We start from the raw sequence: 19,207 nt of genomic DNA, 5'->3' as shown, positions 1-19,207 counted from the left end.
AATTCCGCACACACCGCTATAGCAAGTCGGGCGTTGCTTTTTGCGGCTGCGCAACCGCCCGATCCTTGCTCAGCAGCCCCAGCACCACTGCCGCCGAAGCCAGCGTGATCACGGTCAGGATGTGCAGCAGGTACTGGAACGCCGAGGCATAACCTTGCACCAGACGCTCGCTGGCCAGCCCCGCAATGGCGTTGATCGCGTGCGCCATGTCGCCCGTGGTAACCCGGTGCGCGGTCTCGGCAATCAACCCCGTGTCGACACTGCCAGCCACCGCGCTCGACAGATCGGTGTGCAGCAGCGAAGCGAGAATCGCCGCGACACTTGCCAGGGCAATGCCCTCACCCGCCACGCGCACCGTATTGAAAATCCCCGCGGCCATCCCTGCACGTTCTTTCGGCACCACGCTGACCGACAAGCCATCCATCAAGCCCCATGGCAGGCCGGCGCCAACACCGATCAACACCATTGGAATGACCAGAGCGAATTTCGGCTCGCCAACGTTGTACAGACTCAGCCAGTGCAGACCCAGCGCGGCGATCAGAAAACCGATCCCCGACAGGATGCCCGCCGAGACAAACCGGGTCATCGACGCCGCCAGCATCGGAACCACCAGCATCGGTGCGGACAGCGCGAGCAACAGCAGACCGGCGTCGATTTCACTCAAGCCTTCAACCCCGATAAAGCGCAGCGGCAGCATTACAACCAGCACGATGTAGCAGTAGCAGGTACCGATCGGCAGCATTTGCACGCCGATGAAACGCGGAAAACGGAACAGGGTCAGGTCAAGCATCGGCCGTTCGACTCGCATTTCGATGATCACGAACAACGCCAGCAACAATGCCGACGCACCAAGCAGACCGACCACCAGCGGGCTGCCCCAACCGCTTTCCGGGGCCTGGATCACGCCGAACGTGAACAGCGCCAGCATCGCGCTGAAGGTGACAGTACCCGGCCAGTCCAGGCCCGTGGCGTCCGGGTCACGGGTTTCGCGCATGCGGGGCAGGCCGAAGACCATGGCGATCACACCGATCAACGCGGTGAACACGAAAATCGCCCGCCAATTGAACGCTTCGATCAAGGCCCCGGCCGTCAACGGACCGAAGGCCAGACCGATACCAAACGTAGTACCGAGCATGCTGTACGCACGAGTGCGGGCATGGCCTTCGAACTCCTGGGCCAAGGCCGCTGAACCACTGGCCAGCGCTGCAGCCCCCGCCACACCCTGAACGGCGCGCAGCACGTCGAGCCAGAACACCGACGGCGCTAGGCTTTGCGCCAGCGAGGCTGCGGTAAACAGCAACATGCCGAAGGTAAACAGGCGCTTGCGGCCGTAGACATCAGCCAGTGCACCTGCGGCCATCAGCAAGCTGCCGAAAGACAACATGAACGCGTTGGTGATCCACGTCAGGGCGACAGGGCTGCCGCCCAGATCACGGCCGATGGCGGGGGTTGCCACCGCGCCACCGGTAAAACTCAAAGGCAGTACCAGTGCCGACAGGCAGATGGCCGCGAGGATCAGCAGCTTGTCGCGCTCACCCCGCTGTTGAGCAACAGATGTCATGAGTCAATCCTGTGTCAGAAGGAAAAATCGCTGCTTTAAGGCAACGTGTAAACAGCCCGATCCCTGTAGGGGGACGCCGTTGGAAGGCCATTGTTGATGACGCCGACCTATTGATAAACTGCGCAAATCGAGACGCTTAGTCGCTCAAGGGGAGACAATCATGGAACGTGCCGATACTTCATTTCCCGACATCGCTGCGTTTGTCGGTGTCGCCCAGACCGGCAGCTTCACCCGCGCAGCGGAGAATCTGGCGACCAGCAAATCCAACGTCGGCAAGGCCGTTCAGCGCCTGGAATCACGCCTGGGCACCAAGCTGTTTCAACGCACCACCCGCGCGGTGCGTCTGACCGAAGACGGCGAGACTTATCTGCTGGCCGCGCAAGCCGCACTCGATGGCTTGCGCGACGCCGCCCAGGCGCTGGCAGCGCGCAAGGAAGAACCGATCGGCCGTGTGCGTCTCGACATTCCCTCGGGTTTTCGCCAGTTGTTTCTGCCAACCCTTTCCGAGCTGCGTCATCGTTACCCACAGGTCACGCTTGAGCTGTCGATGACCGATCGCATGTCAGATGCCGTGGGCGAAGGCTGGGACATCGTCGTGCGTGCCGGCGTCCTGCCCCAGGACAGCGAAATGACCGTGCGCAAACTGTGCAACACCACGTTGAGCCTGTACGCATCGCCGGACTATCTGGCCCGCCATGCGCCGATTGAAACGGCGGCGGACCTGGTGCACCACGATGCGGTGATTTTCCGTGGTTTCACCGGGAAGCTGCGGCCATGGTCGCTGACCGAAAACGGGCACTTTCGCGAACTGGCGCCACCGCCGGTGCTGGTGCTTTCCGACGGTCAGGCGATGATCGATGCGACGGTGGTGGGCCTCGGCATTTCACAGCTGTTCAACCAGGTCGCCCAGCCCTATGTCGATTGCGGACGTCTGGTCCCGGTATTGCCGGCACTGGATTCGCCCGGGCCTCCGGTGCACGCGCTGATCCCTCTCGGCAATCGCATGCCGGCGAAAACCCGCGCCGTGCTCAACTACCTCGCCGATCGCTTGCGCTAGCCTTGCAATACATCACTGCGGGAACGGGCTTGCTCGCGAAGAGTCCGGGTCAGTCACCATCACGTTCACCTGACACAGCGCATTGGCGAGCAAGCCCGCTCCCACAGGTAATCAGGCATTCGATCGTGTGCATCGCCGGGAGCAGCGTCGCTGCGAGTTCAACGGCCCGGGCCGTCGGGCGTACGCCCCGGCCCGTGCGTACAAACAAGGGATCGGCAAACCGCACCCGCAACCGCGCCAGTGCGCCACTCACGGCGGGCTGACCGACCTTGAGCAGCGCCGCCGTGCGCGAAACATTACGCTCGCGAAACAGCACCACAAATGTCACCAGCAGGTTCAGATCGACACCACGAAAACTCGCCTCGTTGATCGCCATCGCCCTGCCTCACACCTGACTCGCGGTGAAACTGCTGGCCGCGACGCGCTTGACCGCGCGACAATCGAGCAGCCGTTCCAGATCATTCAACGCCGGATGGGCGAAGTGCGCACGCATCGCCGCCGTCGACTCCCAGTAGCCGGTGATGATCCACAGATCGGCATCCGCCAGGCTGCGCACCGCCTGATAGGACAGACATCCCGGCACCTCGCCCAGGGTTTGCAGCAGCCGGTCGATCGGCGCACGCAAGTCTTGCGACTGGCCGCTGACCGCCAGCACTTCGATCACATTGACCGCACCGGTTTTCATATCGATTTCTCCCCAGCATTGCCCCAGCCGCCCCCCAGGGCACGGATCAGATTGACCGTTGCCACCGCCTGCGCGCCCTGCAGTTGCACGGCGGCCCGACGCGATTGCAGCGCCGTGCGTTCGGCGTCGATCACCGACAGATAAATCACATCGCCCTCGGTGTATTGCGCCTGCGCCAACCGGGCCGCACGCGCCGATGCATCCACGGCTTGCGCCTGAGTCTGTGTCTGCTCTTCCAGCACCCGCAGGTCGGACAGGTTGTCTTCCACTTCGCGGAACGCCACCAGCACCTGCTGCCGATAGTTGGCCACGTCCTCTTCATACTCGGCGTTGGCCTTGGCCAGATTGCCCTTGCGCAAGCCGCCGTCGAAGATCGGCAAGTTCAGCGCAGTGCCGGCCAGCGGCCCGAGCAGGAAGGTCCGGCTGCTCCAGTGGAACAGATTGCTCAGCGAGCCGGACTCGAACCCGGCCGAGCCCGTCAATGTCAGCGACGGAAAGAATGCCGCTTTCGCCACACCGATCCGCGCATTGGCCGCCGCCATTTCCCGCTCGGCCGCAGCGATGTCCGGCCGCCGCTCCAGCAGCGACGACGGCAGCCCCGCGGGAATGCGCAAGGTCACTGGATCGAGCGGACTGGCCGCCAGGGAAAACTGCGCCGGACTTTTGCCCAGCAACACCGCCAGGCTGTGCTCGGACACTGCGCGCAAGCGCTGCACGGTCATCGCATCTGAACGCGCCGTGGCCAGCTCGGTCTCGGCCCGGGCCACGTCCAGTTCGCTGATGTCGCCCAGCGAATAGCGCTGCTGCACCAGCTTCAGCGCTTGTTCGCGCAACCGTACCGTCGAGGCATAAACCTCGTTTTCGGCATCGAGTTGGCGCAAGGTGAAGTAGTTCTGCGCCAGGTCCGCCTGCAACGCCAGCAACACCGAACGGTAGAGTGCCTCGCTGCGTTGGGTTTGTGCATCGGCAGCCTCTACCGTCGACGCCACCCGACCGAACAGGTCGACCTCGTAAGACACGCCCGCCTGCGCACGCCACAAGGTCTGGCTGGCACCCTTGCCGCTATCGGATTCATATTGCGAGGCTGGCGAGACCCGTTGCCGGGTCGGACCGACACCGGCGTCCACCGTCGGGAACAGTTGTGAGCGCTCCGCCTGATTCAACGCCCGCGCCTCCTTCAACCGCGCCGCTGCCGCCAGCAGACTCTGGTTGGCATCGCGCGCCTGTTGCTGCAAGTCGTTCAACTGCTGATCGCCGAACACCGTCCACCATTCACCACGAGCGATGCCCTCCGACGGCTGCGCGGTTTTCCAAGACCCGGCTTCAGCGGCAGACAACGCGGTACGCGGCTCCTGGGTCTTCTCTTCCTTGTAGGCCGGTGGCATCGACACATTGGGTTTGAGGTAAGTCGGCGCCAGCGAGCAACCGGCGGTGGCCAGTACCGCGGCGAGCCAGACACTGCCCACCAGCAAACGATTCAAGGCAAATACTTTCATGTCGTTCTCCTTACTTCTCGTAGGCCGCTTGCGGCGTGCGCGGCAAAGTCGGGTGGGTCGAAACGCCGTGAGTGACAATGCTGTGATCGTGGGCCGTTGCGTCGGCGCCCGGGTGCGGATGCCTGCCGTGCGTGTCGACCAGATGCTCGACACCGGACAGCTTGCGCAGCAGCACGTAGAACACCGGCGTCAGCATCAGCCCGAACAGGGTCACGCCGAGCATGCCGAAGAACACCGCGATGCCCATGGCCTGGCGCATCTCGGCACCGGCGCCGGTGGAGAACACCAGCGGCACCACGCCCATGATGAACGCGATGGAGGTCATCAGAATCGGTCGCAGCCGCAGCCGACTGGCCTCGATCGCGGCTTGCACCACGCTGCGGCCCTGCATCTCCAGTTCACGGGCGAATTCGACGATCAGGATTGCGTTCTTCGCCGACAGCCCCACCAGCACCATCAAGCCGATCTGGGTGAAGATGTTGTTGTCGCCATGGGTCAACCACACCCCGGCCAGCGCCGAGAGAATGCTCATCGGCACGATCAGGATGATCGCCAGCGGCAAGGTCAGGCTTTCGTACAGCGCCGCCAGCACCAGGAACACCAGCAATACGCTGATCGGGAACACCCACAGCGCCGAATCGCCGGCCAGCACTTGCTGGTAGGTCAGGTCCGTCCATTCGTACCTGATACCGCGCGGAAACACCTCTTTCGCAATCCGGTCGACCGCAGCCTGCGCCTGACCGGACGAATAACCCGGGGCCGGCCCGCCGTTGATATCGGCAGCGGTGAAGCCGTTGTAACGCACGACCATTTCCGGGCCGTAAGTGGTGGTGACCTTGATCAGCGACGACAGCGGCACCATCTCGCCCTTGTCGTTGCGGGTTTTCAGCACGCCGATATTTTCGGCGTTGGCACGGAACGGGGCATCGGCCTGAGCCCGTACCTGATATACACGGCCAAAGGCGTTGAAGTCGTTGACGTACATCGAGCCCAGATAGATCTGCAGGGTGTCGAATACATCCGTCACCGACACCCCCAACTGCTTGGCCTTGACCCGATCCAGCTCGACATTCAGTTGCGGCATGTTGATCTGGAAGGTCGAGAACGCCGGGCCGAGTTCCGGCGCTTTGGCGGCTGCGGCGAGGAAGTCCCGCGTCGCCTTGTTCAGCGCCTCGTAACCCAGCGCGCCGCGGTCTTCGATCATCAGCTTGAAGCCGCCAACAGTGCCCAGACCGGCCACTGGCGGGGGCGGGAACACGGCAATCGCGGCGTCCTTGATACCGGCGTATTCAGCGTTCAACCGGGCAACGATCGCCGAGGCGGATTGCTCCTTGCTGCGGTACTTCGAGGGCTCCAGCACCGGAAACACCAGGGCGCTGCTCGGCGAGTTGGCCAGGCTGACCGACAGACCGGGGAACTGCGGCAAGTTCTTCACCCCGGGAATCGCCAGGGCGATATCGCCCATGTCGCGCACGACTTTCTCGGTTCGGTCCAGGGTCGCGCCGCTCGGCAGTTGCGCGATCGCTACCACGTAATCCTTGTCCTGCCCCGGCACAAAACCGCCGGGCACAATTTTGCCCATCCACACCGCCGCGCCGAGCAACACGCCATAGATCACCAGCATCACCAGTTTGCGGTTGACCACATGGCGCACGCCTTTGCCGTAATTGTCCGAGCCACGATTGAACACTCGATTGAAGACGTTGAAGAAGCCACCAAGCAGCGTGTCCATGATCCGCGTCAGACGATCTTTCGGCGCGTCATGCCCCTTGAGCAGGATGGCCGCGAGTGCCGGCGACAAGGTCAGCGAATTGAACGCAGAAATCACCGTCGAAATCGCGATGGTCATCGCAAACTGCTGGTAGAACTGCCCGGTGAGTCCGGACATGAACGCCAGCGGCACAAACACCGCCACCAGCGTCAGTGCAATCGCGATGATTGGCCCGCTGACTTCCTGCATGGCTTTATAGGTCGCATCACGGGGCGACAGACCGGCTGCAATATTGCGCTCGACGTTCTCCACCACCACGATCGCGTCGTCGACCACGATGCCGATGGCCAGCACCATGCCGAACAGCGACAAGGCGTTGATGGTGTAACCGAACCCCAGCAGCAGCGCGAACGTACCAATGATCGACACCGGCACCGCCAGCAACGGGATCAGCGACGCACGCCAGGTTTGCAGGAACACGATGACCACCAGCACCACCAGCGCGATGGCCTCAAGCAGGGTCTGGATCACCGCGTGGATGCTGTCGCGGACAAACTGGGTCGGGTCGTACTTGATGCCGTAATCGACACCGTCCGGCATGTCCTGTTTGATTTCCTCCATGACCTTGCGCACGTCATCGGAAATCTGCAGCGAGTTGGCACCCGGCTGCTGGAAGATGATCATCTGCACTGCAGGCTTGTTGTCGAGCATGGCGCGCAAGGTGTATTCGGAGGCGGCCATTTCCACCCGTGCCACGTCCGACAGATGCGTCACCGCGCCGGCGCTGCTCTTGAGGATGATGTCGCGAAATTCCTGCTCGGTCTTCAGTCGGCCCTGGGCGTTGACGCTCAGTTGCATTGGCACGTCGGTGAGCATCGGTGCACCGCCGACAATGCCGGCAGCGACCTGTACGTTCTGCTCGCGAATGGCTTTCACCACGTCCAGCGCGGTCATGTTCAGACGTGCGACTTTCTGCGGATCGAGCCAGATGCGCATCGAATAATCGCCCGCACCCCACATCACCACTTCACCGACGCCGGGAATCCGCGCCAGGCGATCCTTTACGTTGATCAGCGCATAGTTGCGCAGATAGGTCAGGTCATAACGCTGATTGGGCGAAAGAATGCTCACGCCCATGGTCAGGGTCGGCGACGACTTGATGGTGGTCACACCAAGGTGCTGCACGTCCTCAGGCAAGCGCGGCAGGGCCTGGGCCACGCGGTTCTGCACGAACTGCTGAGCCTTGTCCGGATCGGTGCCGAGCTTGAACGTCACGGTAGTGGTCATCTTGCCGTCACTGTTGGCCAGAGACTGCATGTACAGCATGTCCTCGACACCGTTGATCTGTTCTTCGATTGGCGAGGCCACGGTTTCGGCGATGACTTTCGGGTTGGCGCCAGGGTATTCGGCACGCACCACCACCGAGGGTGGCACCACTTCGGGGTATTCGGCAGTCGGCAGCCGGGTCAGGGCGATCAGCCCGGCCAGCACGATTACCATCGACAACACACCGGCAAAGATCGGCCGGTCGATAAAGAATTTTGAGATGTTCATGGCGATTCCCGGATTAAGCCGCAGGCCTGGCGGCGCGATTGACGCTGACCATGTCGACGGTATTGACGTGAACGGCGTCGTTGGGGCGTACACGCTGTACGCCGCTGACGATCACCCGGTCTCCTGCCTTGAGGCCGGACGTGACGATGCGCAGCCCTTCATGCAGGTTGCCCAGCGTCACTTCGCGGTACTCGACGCGATCCTGGGCGCCGACCACCAGCACGAACTTGCGCGCCTGATCGGTGCCGATCGCCGAGTCGTCAACCAGCACGGTCTCGAACGGCTTGCCGCCACCGACCTTGATCCGCGCATACAGACCCGGCAGCAGCGCGCCGTTGGCGTTGTCGAAACGCGCCCGGACGCGGATGGTGCCGGACTGGGTGTCGAGCTGGTTGTCGATCGAATCCACTGCGCCCTGACGCGAATAGCCGTCTTCGTCGGCCAGCCCCAGGGACACGGGGGCGCCGCTGCCGGACGCCTGATTGAGGTAGCGCAGGTAGGTTTGTTCATCGACATCGAACGAGGCGTAGATCGGCGAGACCGATACCAGGCGGGTCAGCAGCGGCGCCGTTGCGCCGCTCGACACCACGTTGCCGACCGTCAGTTCGGCGCGGGAAACTCGACCGGCCACCGGTGCCTTGATCTCGGTGTACGACAGGTTGACCCGAGCGGCATCCAGCGCTGCTTTCGCCACCTTGACCTGAGCCACGGCTTCACGGGCGGCGTTTTGTTTCTCGTCAAAATCACGCTTGGCGATCGCGTTCTGTTCCACCAGCCGGGCGGCACGTCCGGCGTCGGTGGCGGTATAGCCGGCACGGGACTCGGCAGCAGCCAGTTGCCCGGCGGCGCGATCGACTTCCGCCAGATAGGGACGCTGGTCGAGGGTGAACAGCAGATCGCCCTTCTTCACCAGCGTGCCATCCTTGAAGTGCACGCCGACGATGGTGCCCGGCACCAACGGTCGGATATCCACTTTGTCGACCGCCTCCAGGCGCCCGGAATAGCTTTGCCATTCACTGATCGTCTTGAACACGACGGTGGCAACATCCACCTCGGCTTTGGCGGCTGGCGCGGTGTCGGCATGAGCGTTGGCTATCGGTCCGAAATGATCGCCATAGTTGACGACGATGCCGGCCGTGCCGGCCACTAAGAGCGCACTTAATGCGACGGAAAGCCGTTTACGACTGGCGACCATTTCACTTCTCCCGAAACTATTGATGATGTTCAAAACTTATTAAAAAACTGCAACTTCAAGACGCACGCATCCCTGCAATAAAACTTCACTGCATAACTTCCCGATACGCGATTAGTTCAATCCATGAGTTCTGCCGACAAGGCGCCGATGTATTCATCGACAATGCCGCTTTCACTCAGCGCGCAACACAGTCGGTGCACATAATCTGCGTTCGTCCCCATCGGTCCTTCGGCGAGTGCCACACTACCGGCGATGGTCTCAATCCGTGCATCCGCCTCGAACAGCGGGTGATCGGGATCCGCGACAAACACCAGCGCCAGTACGTCACGACCATCGGCCAGTTGCACGCCGGTCCAGATCGGCCGGTAGGCACCGGTGGGCATTTCGCGGATCCACAGTGAAATCAGTTCGTCGCGAGCCACCGCCTGGCTGATCTTGAACGCGACGCCGTGGGTTTCCCCGCCGCGCTGCAGGGCCAGCATCCGACCCGGCAGTGCCACTGTCGCGCGCCCGGCGATCATCCGCAGGCAGAAACTGCGATGCCAACCGTGCAGGGTCGCCAATTGGTGCTCGGCAAATTCGAACAGCGGGTTCCAGATCAGCGAGCCGTAACCGAAGACCCAGATGTCGCCCTCGCCGGGACGCGCGTTCAGGGTGTCTTCCATCGACTGACCGATCCGCTCCAGCGTCCACAACAGTTCCGGGGGAACGTCGCTGAACTTCTCCAGATAAGCGCCTGAGCTGATCAACTGTTTCGTCAACATCGCCGTGGTCTCTGCGGTGGGCATTTGCCGTTGAGCGAATGGTGGCCGAGACCTGACGCCGGATAAACAACACCGGACGCTACTCTTAGTAGCTCCAGCGGAGACAATCAGGCCTGAATGCCCGCCACGGCGGGTTTGGCGGAGGGATAGCTGTGCGGCCCAATTGTCTCCATAAAAGCTACAGAGCATCACCTTTCACGGTATTTATCGCCTTAACCGCGGCGTGCAGACTGGATTTGCCGGTCCACTCCAGGGCCCCGACTTTCTCCCAAAGGTGACTACCATGAAGCTCTACATTGCCAACCAGACTTGCTCCCAGGCCGTCCAGATCATCGCCAACGAATTGGGCCTGACCCCGGAATTGGTGCACTTCGACGTATTCGGCCGGACCACCTCCAGCGGCGAAGATTTCGCGGCGGTGAACCCACTGCTGTATGTACCCGCCCTGCTGCTCGACAACACCTTCAACGATATCCTGTCGGAAACCATCGTCATTACCTCCTACCTCGCCGACCAGCATCCAGAGTCCGGCCTGATCCCGGCGCGCGGCACGCTGGAACGGGTCAAGGTCGACCAGTTGCTGACCTTCGTCGCCACCGAGATCGCCCAGAAACACATTCCGTTGATGCGCAAATTGCTGACTGAAGACGGCACACAGTGGACACGCAACAAGATCGTCAGCGCCTATGCCCAACTCGACGCACGCCTGGCCGACGGCCGTACCTGGCTGACCGGTGACCAGTTCTCCGTGGCCGATGCGTACGTCTTCGCCACCTGGTGGCACGAACGCTCCGGCGCACAGATCGAACACCTGCCACACCTGATGGCGTGGAAGAATCGCATCGATGCCCGCCCTTCGGTGCACAAGGCGCTGACAGAAGAAGCGGCGCTGTACAGCAAACATATGGAACAACTAAAACAACTTGATTGAAGGGCTCGAAGAAACAGGTCGCTCAAGCGGCCTGTTTGCATTTGCGATATCCGTCAAGTTGATAACAACATTAAAAACCGGGCAAAAAAAAGGCCGCCTGATAACAGGTGGCCAAAACCAAAGGGTAAACAGAATAGGGATTTCATGTTTACGGTCGCGAGTTTATTCAGATCCGCGACAACTTTCTTATTGTTACCGGCAATACCTGACATCAACAAAATCCGCTTTACTGCAGGAGCAGACAGTGAGGTCTATAGTGATCAGGTCTTGTGCCCTGGCGTCGAGCGTTGCCCATGACCTCAACCGAACACCTGATCATCTGCGAGCATTGCGACTGCGTGTACGAAAAAGTCGTGCTCGGCAAACACCAGAAAACCCTCTGCGTACGTTGCGGCGGCGTGCTGCAGCGCTATAACGGCTTGACCGTCGAGCAGCGGCTGGCCTTGAGTTTCACCGCGGCGATGCTGTGGCTGTTCGCCAATTTCTATCCGGTGATGAGCATCAGCATGAAGGGTTTGAAAAACAGCGCGACGCTGTGGGATTCGGTGCTGGCGCTGAGTCAGGGACCGATCACATTCATGGCGATGGTCGCGGCGATTTCGATCATCATCGCCCCAGCGTTTCAACTGGTGCTGTTGATCTGGGTGCTGAGTTTCGCCTTGTCATCGCGCCGGGCACCGGGCTTCAAGCTGTGCATGCGCTGGCTGGAAACCCTGCGTCCGTGGAGCATGCTCGAAGTGTGTCTGCTGGGGGCGATGGTCGCGGTGTTCAAACTGGCCGGGCTGCTCGATGTGCTGCCGGGTATCGGCCTGTTTGCCCTGGCCGTGTTGAGCCTGATGATGATCCGCATTGCCGGGCGCGACATTCGTGACCTTTGGGACATCCTATGAAGCGTCCAGCGACCGCCAGCGAACTGAATCTGTGCCTGTGCCACAGCTGCGGGCTGGCCTGCGACATGACCGATGAGCCGCACCAATGCCCGCGTTGCGACGCGCCGTTGCATCGGCGCAAGACCAATTCCCTGGCGCGTACCTGGGCCTTCCTGTTTGCCGCGCTGGCGTTTTACGTGCCGGCCAATCTGCTGCCGGTGATGAACACCATGATGCTCGGCAACGGCGCCGACAGCACGATCATGAGCGGCGTACTGGAGTTCTGGGAGGGCGGCGCGTGGGACATCGCGCTGATCATTTTCATCGCCAGCATCGCGGTGCCGGGCATCAAGTTCGTGGCCCTGTCGCTGCTGCTGATCACCGTGCAGCGCGACAGCAACTGGGCGCGCCGTGAGCGCTCGAAGTTGTACCGTTTCGTCGAGCTGATCGGCTACTGGTCGATGCTCGACGTGCTGGTGGTCGCGCTGGTCGCGGCGCTGGTGAAGTTCCAGGCGCTGGGCGATATCGAACCACGCCCGGGCATCCTGTTTTTCGGCATGGTGGTGGTGTTCACCATGCTCTCGGCGATGAGTTTCGACCCACGGCTGATCTGGGACAACTCCCCGGACGACGAACCGCTCAGCGACGTACCACCTCAAGCAGCACCTGCAACGGATGGCGCAGCGCCCGATCCGACTGGCGCTTGACCTGACTGCGGCACGAATAGCCGGTGGCCAGTGCTTCGCCCTGCTCCGCCGGTGCCTCGACCTGCCGCGCCCACGATTGCTCATAGATCACCGCCGAAGTTTCGCGGTTGCGCGCTTCATGGCCGTAGGTGCCGGACATGCCGCAGCAACCGGTGGCCTGCGTCGCCAGTTTCAAGCCGACCCGTTCGAACACTTGCTCCCACTGACGAGTGGCGGCCGGCGCGTTGGTTTTCTCGGTGCAATGCGCCAGGAGCCGGAATGCACTTGCCGATTTGTCCTTCGCCTGCTCCGGCATCACCTTGAGCAGCCATTCCTGTACCAGCGCGACTTCCGGGCATTGCTCCATACCCGGCACTTTCAAGTATTCCTGGCGATAGACCAGGGTCATCGCCGGATCCAGCCCCAGCAACGGTACGCCAACATCCGCCAGCTCTCGCAGTTGCCGCGCATTGCGCAGTGCCGCGCGGTTGAACGCCGACAGAAAGCCCTGCACATGCAACGGCTTGCCGTTGGCGCTGAACGGCGCCAGATAAACCTGATAGCCCAGCCGCGAAATCAGCTCCACCAGATCCGCCAGCAGCGGCGCTTCGAAGTAACGGGTGAAGGCATCCTGCACCAGTACCACACTGCGCTCGCGCTGGGCCTGGGTCAGCGTCGACAGCGTGGAAACCGTCGCCGGCTGCACCTTCCACCGGCGCATCGCCGCGTGGAAATCAAAGCGGCTGAGCAACGGCACATCGACCATTCCACCGAGACGCTCCAACTGTTGGCGCACGAATGAAGCGCCCATCAAACCGTTGTACAGCGCCGGAATTCGCGCCATGTACGGAATGCTGTACTCCAGCGAAGCAATCAGATAATCCCGCGCCGGGCGCAGATAACGGCCGTGATACAACTCCAGAAACCGCGAGCGAAACTCCGGCACGTTGACCTTGACCGGGCATTGCCCCGCGCAGGATTTACACGCCAGGCATCCGGCCATGGCGTCATACACCTCATGGGAAAAGTCGGCGGCTTGCCCACGGCTGTTGCGCCAGCGCGTCCACAGGTTGCGGAAAAACGCCGGACGGCGGATCGCATCCGACAGCACATCCACCCCTGCCTCGCCCTGCAAACGCAGCCATTCACGGATCAGTGAGGCGCGGCCCTTGGGCGATTGCGCACGCTCGCGGGTGGCTTTCCACGACGGACACATGGCGTCGTCGGGATCAAAGTTGTAGCAGGCGCCGTTGCCGTTGCAATGCATGGCCGCGCCGTAGCTCTGCCAGACCTTTTCGTCGATCTGCCGATCGAGTTCGCCGCGCAAGGTCACTTCGTCGATCTTCAGCAATGCCGCAGCGGTGTTGGCCGGGGTGGCGATCTTGCCCGGGTTGAACTGGTTGAACGGGTCGAACGCGGCTTTCAGTGCCTGCAACGCCGGGTACAGCTCACCGAAAAAGGCCGGCGCGTATTCCGAGCGCAGACCTTTGCCATGTTCGCCCCACAACAGGCCGCCGTAGCGTTGGGTCAGCGCGGCGACACCGTCGGACACCGGACGCACCAGCGCCGCTTGCTGCGGATCCTTCATGTCGAGAATCGGCCGCACGTGCAGCACGCCAGCATCGACGTGGCCGAACATGCCGTACTGCAAGCCGTGGCTGTCGAGCAGTTCGCGCAACTCGGCGATGTACTCGGCCAAGTGCTGCGGCGGTACCGCGGTGTCTTCAACAAATGGCTGCGGCCGCGCTTCGCCGGCAACGTTGCCGAGCAGGCCGACGGCGCGCTTGCGCATGCCATAGACCTTGTTCACCGCCGCTTGGCCGACCGCCAGCGTATGGCCAAGGCGTTCGACCGTGGTGTCACTGCTCAAGTGCTCAAGGAAGGCTTGAACCCGGTGCTGCAGATCTTCAGGATCGTCGCCACAGAACTCCACCAGGTTGATCCCCAGCGTCGGCCGCTCGGCACTTTCCGGGAAGTATTCGGCGACGCCGTGCCAGACGATGTCCTGCATCGCCAGCAGCAACACCTTGGAATCCACGGTTTCAATCGACAGCGGCTTGAGCGCCATCAGCGCCCGGGCATCGCGCAGCGCATCCATGAATCCGGCGTAGCGGATATTCACCAGCATCGTGTGCTTGGGGATCGGCAGCACGTTGAGCTTTGCCTCGACCACAAAGCCGAGTGAGCCCTCGGCGCCGCACAACACGCTGTTGAGGTTGAAGCGGTTGTCGGCCTCGCGCAGGTGCGCCAGGTCGTAGCCGGTCAGGCAGCGGTTGAGATCGGGGAAGCGCTGCTGGATCAGCTCGCCCTGCTCGTCAATGATCTGCCGCGCACAGCGATAGACTTCACCCACCCGATCTTCACGGGCGCACAGCGCTGTCAGGTCGTCTTCCGCCAGCGCGGCGCCGTGCAGGCGTTCACCGCCGCGCAGAACCATGTCGAGTTCCAGCACATGGTCGCGGGTCTTGCCGTAGGTGCAACTGCCCTGGCCGCTGGCGTCGGTGTTGATCATGCCGCCAACGGTGGCGCGGTTGGAGGTCGACAGCTCCGGGGCGAAAAACAGCCCGGCGGATTTCAGCGCGGCGTTGAGCTGATCCTTGACCACCCCGGCCTGCACCCGCACCCAGCGCTGCTCGACGTTGATTTCCAGAATGCGGTTCATGTGCCGCGACAGGTCGACGACGATGCCGTCGGTCAGCGACTGGCCGTTGGTGCCGGTACCACCGCCACGCGGGGTAATCACCACTTGCTGATACGCCGGCTCGGCGATCAGCCGTGCCACCCGCGCCACATCCTCCGCATCCATTGGAAACACCGCCGCTTGCGGCAGACGCTGGTAGATCGAGTTGTCGGTGGCGAGCACTACGCGGCTGGCGTAGTCGGCACTGATCTCGCCACGAAAACCACTGGCTTTCAGGGCGTTGAGGAACAGTTGGTAATCAGTGGTCAATGCAGCGGCGGGTGACAGCTGGGCAATCATCGGTGAGGAAATCTCGGTCAAAATCGGGCCGTGTGGCGGTGAACAGTTGTGCGCAATGAATGATTGCGTCACGCTCCCGCCATCTCATGGTGCTTATGTTCATTGCTTGGCGCCGTCGGGACAAACGTAAAATCGACCCGCAATCCATGACTAAAACGAATGAATCCGCGAACCCTCACCCCTTCCATGTCGTTATTGCTGGCCTTCGAGGCCGCCGCACGCCATGAAAGCTACACCCGCGCCGCCCACGAACTGTCGCTGACGCAAAGCGCGGTCAGCCGTCAGGTGCAGATTCTGGAAAAGATGCTCGGCATGCGCCTGTTCAGCCGCGAAGGTCGGCAAGTGGTGCTGACCGATGTCGGGCGCATGTACCAGCGTGAACTGGCCGAAGCCCTCGGGCAGATCCGCAGCGCAACCCTGCAGGCCATGGCGTTCGGTTCAGGCATCCACAGTTTGCGTCTGGCGACGCTGCCGACCTTCGGCTCGAAATGGCTGCTGCCGCGACTCAAGGACTTCTACACCGCGCACCCCGGCATGACCGTGCACTTGCATTCACGGATCGAAGCGATTGACTTCGACACCAGCGAGATCGATGCGGCGATCTGTGTCGGTGCGGGAGACTGGCCGGGCTTGAGCGCCCTGCCCCTGCACACTGAAGAACTGGTGGTGATTGCCAGTGCGCAGTTGTCATTGGCCGAACGCGATGAAGCGGAACAACACATCGCCGGGCAGTTACTGCTCAATGTCAGCAGCAACGCCCAGGCCTGGGCGGAATGGTTCACCCATCATGGTTTGCCACACCGCAGCATGCGCATCGGCCCGAGCTTTGAAATGACTTCGCACCTGATCCAAGCGGTGCGGGCGAATATCGGCGTGGGGCTGGTGCCGCGGATTCTGGTGGAGGATGAATTGCTTAACGGCGAGCTGCTGCAACTGGGGGAGCCGATCACCAGCCGGCGCAGCTATTACCTGGTGTATCCGCCGCGTAATGAGGCGTTACCGTCATTGAAAGCGTTCAGGGATTGGTTGGTGGATACGCTCTGACCGGAGATCCCACCAATGCACAACATAACGAAACGCCGCTCGATGAGCGGCGTTCGGTCAATCCCGGTACTGGCGCTTTAGCGGTGGCGGCGCACTCGGCCCTTTGACGAGGGGTTTGGCCAGCAGCTTGCCGTCCGGGCCATAAAAGAGGCGCCTGACGCTTGGCGGCATGGGAGTAGGCTCTTTTGCGCTCATGATGGAACCTCTTCGACAGAACTGAATTCGACCCACTGGACTTTCGAGGAATCTATCACCAATAGTTCGGCGCCAAAAGGCAACGCCACGCCATCCTCCCCCAGCCAGCCTGGATTCAGCATGATGAACTGCCCCTCCAGCGGGCCGGAAGGCCACTCGACGGGCCAGCCAAACAATCGCCTTTCATCCGTCAAATGCAGCGTAACCAGCCGATTGTGGCGAGCAAAGGTGCTGTACCACTCGCTGGGGTAAGAGTTTTTATTCGTTACATTTTTTCTTCGTAACCATTTGTGCAATTTGTCATTCGAAGCCAGAGCACACGACAGCAAACCAAGCCCCATTGCAACCATAAACGCCCAAATAGCCTGGGCTTTGCCATCCCATTTCCCTACAGAAAAGCCCTTCGAGCCTATCCATAAGCCAATAGCCCCGATCCCCAACACCACCCCATGAATCACAAACGTAAAAATCAACGCCTGCACAATCTGCCCAAAGGTGTCAGGCCGCTTGAACGAAGTGAGCGTGTAAAAAATCCAGGTAGAAACAAATCCGGGAATCAGATACTGCAACAACGGAACAACTTCCTTGACCAGATCATCCATGATCCGTGGCTCCTTGAAAGACTTGCCGGCCCGATAAGTGACCGGCAATCAAAGCCTAGCGCACGCTGAAAAAATGCCGCCGCGCATCTGTCACAGCGCATTACGCCAGCCGCTAAAACCTACGCATCCTGCAAAATCAGATCAGCGCCCTTCTCCGCCACCATCAACACCGCCGCATGCGTATTGCCCGAGGTCACGTTCGGGAAGATCGACGCATCGACAATCCGCAACCCGGCAAGGCCATGCACCTTCAGACGCTTGTCGACCACCGAAGTCTGCTCATCCGCCCCCATAGCGCAGGAACCACAGAGGTGATAGATCGAGCCACAGTTGTCGCGGAAGTACTGCAACATCTGCTCGTCGGTTTCCACTGCCGGTCCCGGCAGGACTTCATCAACGGTGATGCTCTTGAGCGCCGGGGCGTTCATGATCTTGCGCATCAGGCGACTGCCCTGAATCACTTCGTCAATGTCCTTTTGCGTGCTCAGATAGTTCGGATCGATCAGTGCCGCATCACGCGGATTCTTCGACGCAATTTCGACGTAGCCGCGACTGGTCGGCCGGCACGGGTTGAAGCACAGCAGGAAGCCCGAATACGGCTCCGGCTTGAGGCTGGCCTTGTTGTTTTTCGGAATCTGGTACGACAGCGGGTTGAAGTACAGCTGCAAATTGGGATGCGCCTGCTGCGCGTTGCCACGGAAGAAACCGCCCGCCTGATTGACGCTCATGGCCAGTGCGCCCTTGCGGGTCAGCAGGTATTTGATGCCCAGTTTGAGCTGGCCGAACAGCGAGCTCAGTTCATCGTTCAGCGTCGGGATATTGGCTTTGTAGTAGTAGCTGACGCACAGGTGATCTTGCAGGTTCTGCCCCACTGCCGGCAGGTGCCTGACCAGCGGGATCTGTTGCTTTTCCAGCAACGCGCGATCAGCCACGCCGGACAATTGCAGGATTTTCGGCGTGTCGACGGCGCCGGCACACAGGATCACTTCCTTGCGCGCGGTGAACGTCCGCACCACACCATGCTGGGTGATCGAGATGCCTGTGGCGCGCTGCTGCGTCTCGTCAAACAGTACGCGATCGACCAATGCGTAATGCTCGACGGTCAGGTTCGGCCGGCTCAGTGCCGGATGCAAATGCGCGAAGCTGCTGGAGCAACGCTGGCCGTTTTTGGTGTTGACGTCGTACAGGCCCGCGCCTTCGAATTTTGCCCCGTTGAAATCGTCGCTGCGCGGGTAGCCCAACTCTGAACAGCCCTCGAGGAACACATCGCAAATCGGGTGAGTCTGGCCCTTCATCGGAGTGATGCTGATCGGGCCGCTAGCGCCGTGGTATTCGCTGTCACCCAGCGGATGGTTTTCCAGTTTGCGGAAGTACGGCAGCACGTCCTTGAAGCCCCAGCCGTCGTTACCGTTGGCCGCCCAGTCATCGAAGTCATGGGCCTGGCCGCGCACGTAAATCATCGCGTTGATTGAACCCGAACCGCCCTGCACTTTGCCGCGCGGAGCGTAGATTTCGCGATTGCCCAACTGCTTCTGCGGCTGGCTGTAGTACATCCAGTTGAAGGTCGGGTTGTAATACATTTTGGCGAAGCCGACCGGGATCCTGAACCACAGCGAGCTGTCCTTGCCACCCGCTTCCAGCAGCAGCACCGTGTATTGCCCGGAGGCCGAAAGCCGATTGGCCAGAACGCAACCTGCTGCGCCGGCGCCAGCGATGATGTAGTCGTATGTCATGCACGGTTACCGCGTAAGTCGTTGTACAAAAAATCGGATGAGCAACGCATGTCCCCTGTGGGAGCGGGGGGGGGGGGGGCCCCGCGGGGGGGGGGGGGGGGGCGCCCCCCCCCCCCCCCCCCCCCCCCCCCCCCCCCCCCCCCC

15 protein-coding genes are annotated in these 19,207 nt (G+C 61.5%); 5 read left to right on the top strand and 10 right to left on the bottom strand.

Annotated elements, in window-relative coordinates; all coding sequences use genetic code 11:
• Positions 1 to 16: 16 nt before the first annotated feature.
• The gene (locus NTD85_RS25815) at positions 17 to 1,561 is read right to left on the bottom strand and encodes an MFS transporter (protein ID WP_003225875.1); all 1,545 of its coding nucleotides are present in this window, start codon (positions 1,559 to 1,561) and stop codon (positions 17 to 19) included.
• 160 nt (positions 1,562 to 1,721) lie between these two features.
• On the opposite strand from NTD85_RS25815, the gene NTD85_RS25810 reads away from it, so the two are divergent.
• Positions 1,722 to 2,618, top strand: coding sequence for a LysR family transcriptional regulator (locus NTD85_RS25810; RefSeq protein WP_051018084.1), 897 nt, complete (start codon positions 1,722 to 1,724; stop codon positions 2,616 to 2,618).
• A 49-nt stretch (positions 2,619 to 2,667) separates the two neighbouring features.
• On the opposite strand, the gene NTD85_RS25805 is transcribed toward NTD85_RS25810, so the two are convergent.
• The 6 genes from NTD85_RS25805 to NTD85_RS25780 all read right to left on the bottom strand — a co-directional run bounded on the left by NTD85_RS25805 (position 2,668) and on the right by NTD85_RS25780 (position 10,023).
• Positions 2,668 to 2,994, bottom strand: a complete 327-nt coding sequence (locus NTD85_RS25805; RefSeq protein ID WP_103484169.1) for a LysR family transcriptional regulator — start codon at positions 2,992 to 2,994, stop codon at positions 2,668 to 2,670.
• 9 nt (positions 2,995 to 3,003) lie between these two features.
• Positions 3,004 to 3,303 (bottom strand): antibiotic biosynthesis monooxygenase family protein, encoded by a 300-nt coding sequence (locus tag NTD85_RS25800; protein WP_003225876.1) that lies wholly within the window; start codon positions 3,301 to 3,303, stop codon positions 3,004 to 3,006.
• Positions 3,300 to 4,799 (bottom strand): efflux transporter outer membrane subunit, encoded by a 1,500-nt coding sequence (locus NTD85_RS25795; protein ID WP_003225878.1) that lies wholly within the window; start codon positions 4,797 to 4,799, stop codon positions 3,300 to 3,302. Before NTD85_RS25795 ends, NTD85_RS25800 begins: the two co-directional genes overlap by 4 nt.
• Before the next feature lie 10 nt (positions 4,800 to 4,809).
• A complete protein-coding gene (locus NTD85_RS25790) occupies positions 4,810 to 8,064 on the bottom strand; it encodes an efflux RND transporter permease subunit (protein ID WP_262143531.1) in 3,255 nt (1,084 codons plus the stop codon).
• 13 nt (positions 8,065 to 8,077) lie between these two features.
• Positions 8,078 to 9,259, bottom strand: a complete 1,182-nt coding sequence (locus NTD85_RS25785; RefSeq protein WP_103484171.1) for an efflux RND transporter periplasmic adaptor subunit — start codon at positions 9,257 to 9,259, stop codon at positions 8,078 to 8,080.
• A 116-nt stretch (positions 9,260 to 9,375) separates the two neighbouring features.
• On the bottom strand, positions 9,376 to 10,023 hold the full coding sequence (locus tag NTD85_RS25780; protein WP_003225884.1) for a gamma-glutamylcyclotransferase: 648 nt from the start codon (positions 10,021 to 10,023) through the stop codon (positions 9,376 to 9,378).
• A gap of 283 nt (positions 10,024 to 10,306) precedes the next feature.
• On the opposite strand from NTD85_RS25780, the gene NTD85_RS25775 reads away from it, so the two are divergent.
• From NTD85_RS25775 to NTD85_RS25765, 3 genes are all read left to right on the top strand, one after another.
• Positions 10,307 to 10,954 (top strand): glutathione S-transferase family protein, encoded by a 648-nt coding sequence (locus NTD85_RS25775; RefSeq protein ID WP_003225885.1) that lies wholly within the window; start codon positions 10,307 to 10,309, stop codon positions 10,952 to 10,954.
• 293 nt (positions 10,955 to 11,247) lie between these two features.
• Positions 11,248 to 11,844 carry a paraquat-inducible protein A gene (locus tag NTD85_RS25770; RefSeq protein WP_003225887.1) on the top strand — a complete coding sequence of 199 codons (597 nt, stop codon included), beginning with the start codon at positions 11,248 to 11,250 and terminating at the stop codon, positions 11,842 to 11,844.
• Positions 11,841 to 12,530, top strand: coding sequence for a paraquat-inducible protein A (locus tag NTD85_RS25765; RefSeq protein WP_262143529.1), 690 nt, complete (start codon positions 11,841 to 11,843; stop codon positions 12,528 to 12,530). The genes NTD85_RS25770 and NTD85_RS25765 overlap by 4 nt, the downstream gene beginning before the upstream one ends.
• Here NTD85_RS25765 and NTD85_RS25760 read toward each other — a convergent pair.
• Entirely contained in the window at positions 12,463 to 15,489 is a 3,027-nt protein-coding gene (locus tag NTD85_RS25760) for an FAD-binding and (Fe-S)-binding domain-containing protein (protein WP_262143607.1), read from the bottom strand. The two genes, NTD85_RS25765 and NTD85_RS25760, sit on opposite strands and share 68 nt — an antisense overlap.
• Before the next feature lie 159 nt (positions 15,490 to 15,648).
• Between NTD85_RS25760 and NTD85_RS25755 the strand changes: the two genes are divergently transcribed.
• Positions 15,649 to 16,533, top strand: a complete 885-nt coding sequence (locus NTD85_RS25755; RefSeq protein WP_045122511.1) for a LysR substrate-binding domain-containing protein — start codon at positions 15,649 to 15,651, stop codon at positions 16,531 to 16,533.
• A gap of 191 nt (positions 16,534 to 16,724) precedes the next feature.
• Here NTD85_RS25755 and NTD85_RS25750 read toward each other — a convergent pair whose 3' ends face one another.
• On the bottom strand, positions 16,725 to 17,330 hold the full coding sequence (locus NTD85_RS25750) for a DUF6338 family protein (RefSeq protein ID WP_262143528.1): 606 nt from the start codon (positions 17,328 to 17,330) through the stop codon (positions 16,725 to 16,727).
• A gap of 119 nt (positions 17,331 to 17,449) precedes the next feature.
• Positions 17,450 to 19,063: a GMC family oxidoreductase gene (locus NTD85_RS25745; protein WP_262143527.1), complete on the bottom strand. Its 1,614-nt coding sequence runs from the start codon at positions 19,061 to 19,063 to the stop codon at positions 17,450 to 17,452.
• Positions 19,064 to 19,207: the final 144 nt, after the last annotated feature.

Origin of the sequence: Pseudomonas sp. 13B_3.2_Bac1, assembly GCF_025466205.1 — a bacterium.
GTDB classification, from domain to species: Bacteria; Pseudomonadota; Gammaproteobacteria; order Pseudomonadales; family Pseudomonadaceae; genus Aquipseudomonas; species Aquipseudomonas fluorescens_H.
Note: the sequence above shows the minus strand (reverse complement) of the source record. Positions and strands in the feature narration are given on the sequence as shown.

Bases quoted from the DNA above. Each gene is read 5' to 3' on its own strand.
- NTD85_RS25815 (WP_003225875.1), bottom strand. From the start codon at position 1,561: ATGACATCTGTTGCTCAACAGCGGGGTGAGCGCGACAAGCTGCTGATC.
- NTD85_RS25810 (WP_051018084.1), top strand. From the start codon at position 1,722: ATGGAACGTGCCGATACTTCATTTCCCGACATCGCTGCGTTTGTCGGT.
- NTD85_RS25805 (WP_103484169.1), bottom strand. From the start codon at position 2,994: ATGGCGATCAACGAGGCGAGTTTTCGTGGTGTCGATCTGAACCTGCTG.
- NTD85_RS25800 (WP_003225876.1), bottom strand. From the start codon at position 3,303: ATGAAAACCGGTGCGGTCAATGTGATCGAAGTGCTGGCGGTCAGCGGC.
- NTD85_RS25795 (WP_003225878.1), bottom strand. From the start codon at position 4,799: ATGAAAGTATTTGCCTTGAATCGTTTGCTGGTGGGCAGTGTCTGGCTC.
- NTD85_RS25790 (WP_262143531.1), bottom strand. From the start codon at position 8,064: ATGAACATCTCAAAATTCTTTATCGACCGGCCGATCTTTGCCGGTGTG.
- NTD85_RS25785 (WP_103484171.1), bottom strand. From the start codon at position 9,259: ATGGTCGCCAGTCGTAAACGGCTTTCCGTCGCATTAAGTGCGCTCTTA.
- NTD85_RS25780 (WP_003225884.1), bottom strand. From the start codon at position 10,023: ATGTTGACGAAACAGTTGATCAGCTCAGGCGCTTATCTGGAGAAGTTC.
- NTD85_RS25775 (WP_003225885.1), top strand. From the start codon at position 10,307: ATGAAGCTCTACATTGCCAACCAGACTTGCTCCCAGGCCGTCCAGATC.
- NTD85_RS25770 (WP_003225887.1), top strand. From the start codon at position 11,248: ATGACCTCAACCGAACACCTGATCATCTGCGAGCATTGCGACTGCGTG.
- NTD85_RS25765 (WP_262143529.1), top strand. From the start codon at position 11,841: ATGAAGCGTCCAGCGACCGCCAGCGAACTGAATCTGTGCCTGTGCCAC.
- NTD85_RS25760 (WP_262143607.1), bottom strand. From the start codon at position 15,489: ATGATTGCCCAGCTGTCACCCGCCGCTGCATTGACCACTGATTACCAA.
- NTD85_RS25755 (WP_045122511.1), top strand. From the start codon at position 15,649: ATGAATCCGCGAACCCTCACCCCTTCCATGTCGTTATTGCTGGCCTTC.
- NTD85_RS25750 (WP_262143528.1), bottom strand. From the start codon at position 17,330: ATGGATGATCTGGTCAAGGAAGTTGTTCCGTTGTTGCAGTATCTGATT.
- NTD85_RS25745 (WP_262143527.1), bottom strand. From the start codon at position 19,063: ATGACATACGACTACATCATCGCTGGCGCCGGCGCAGCAGGTTGCGTT.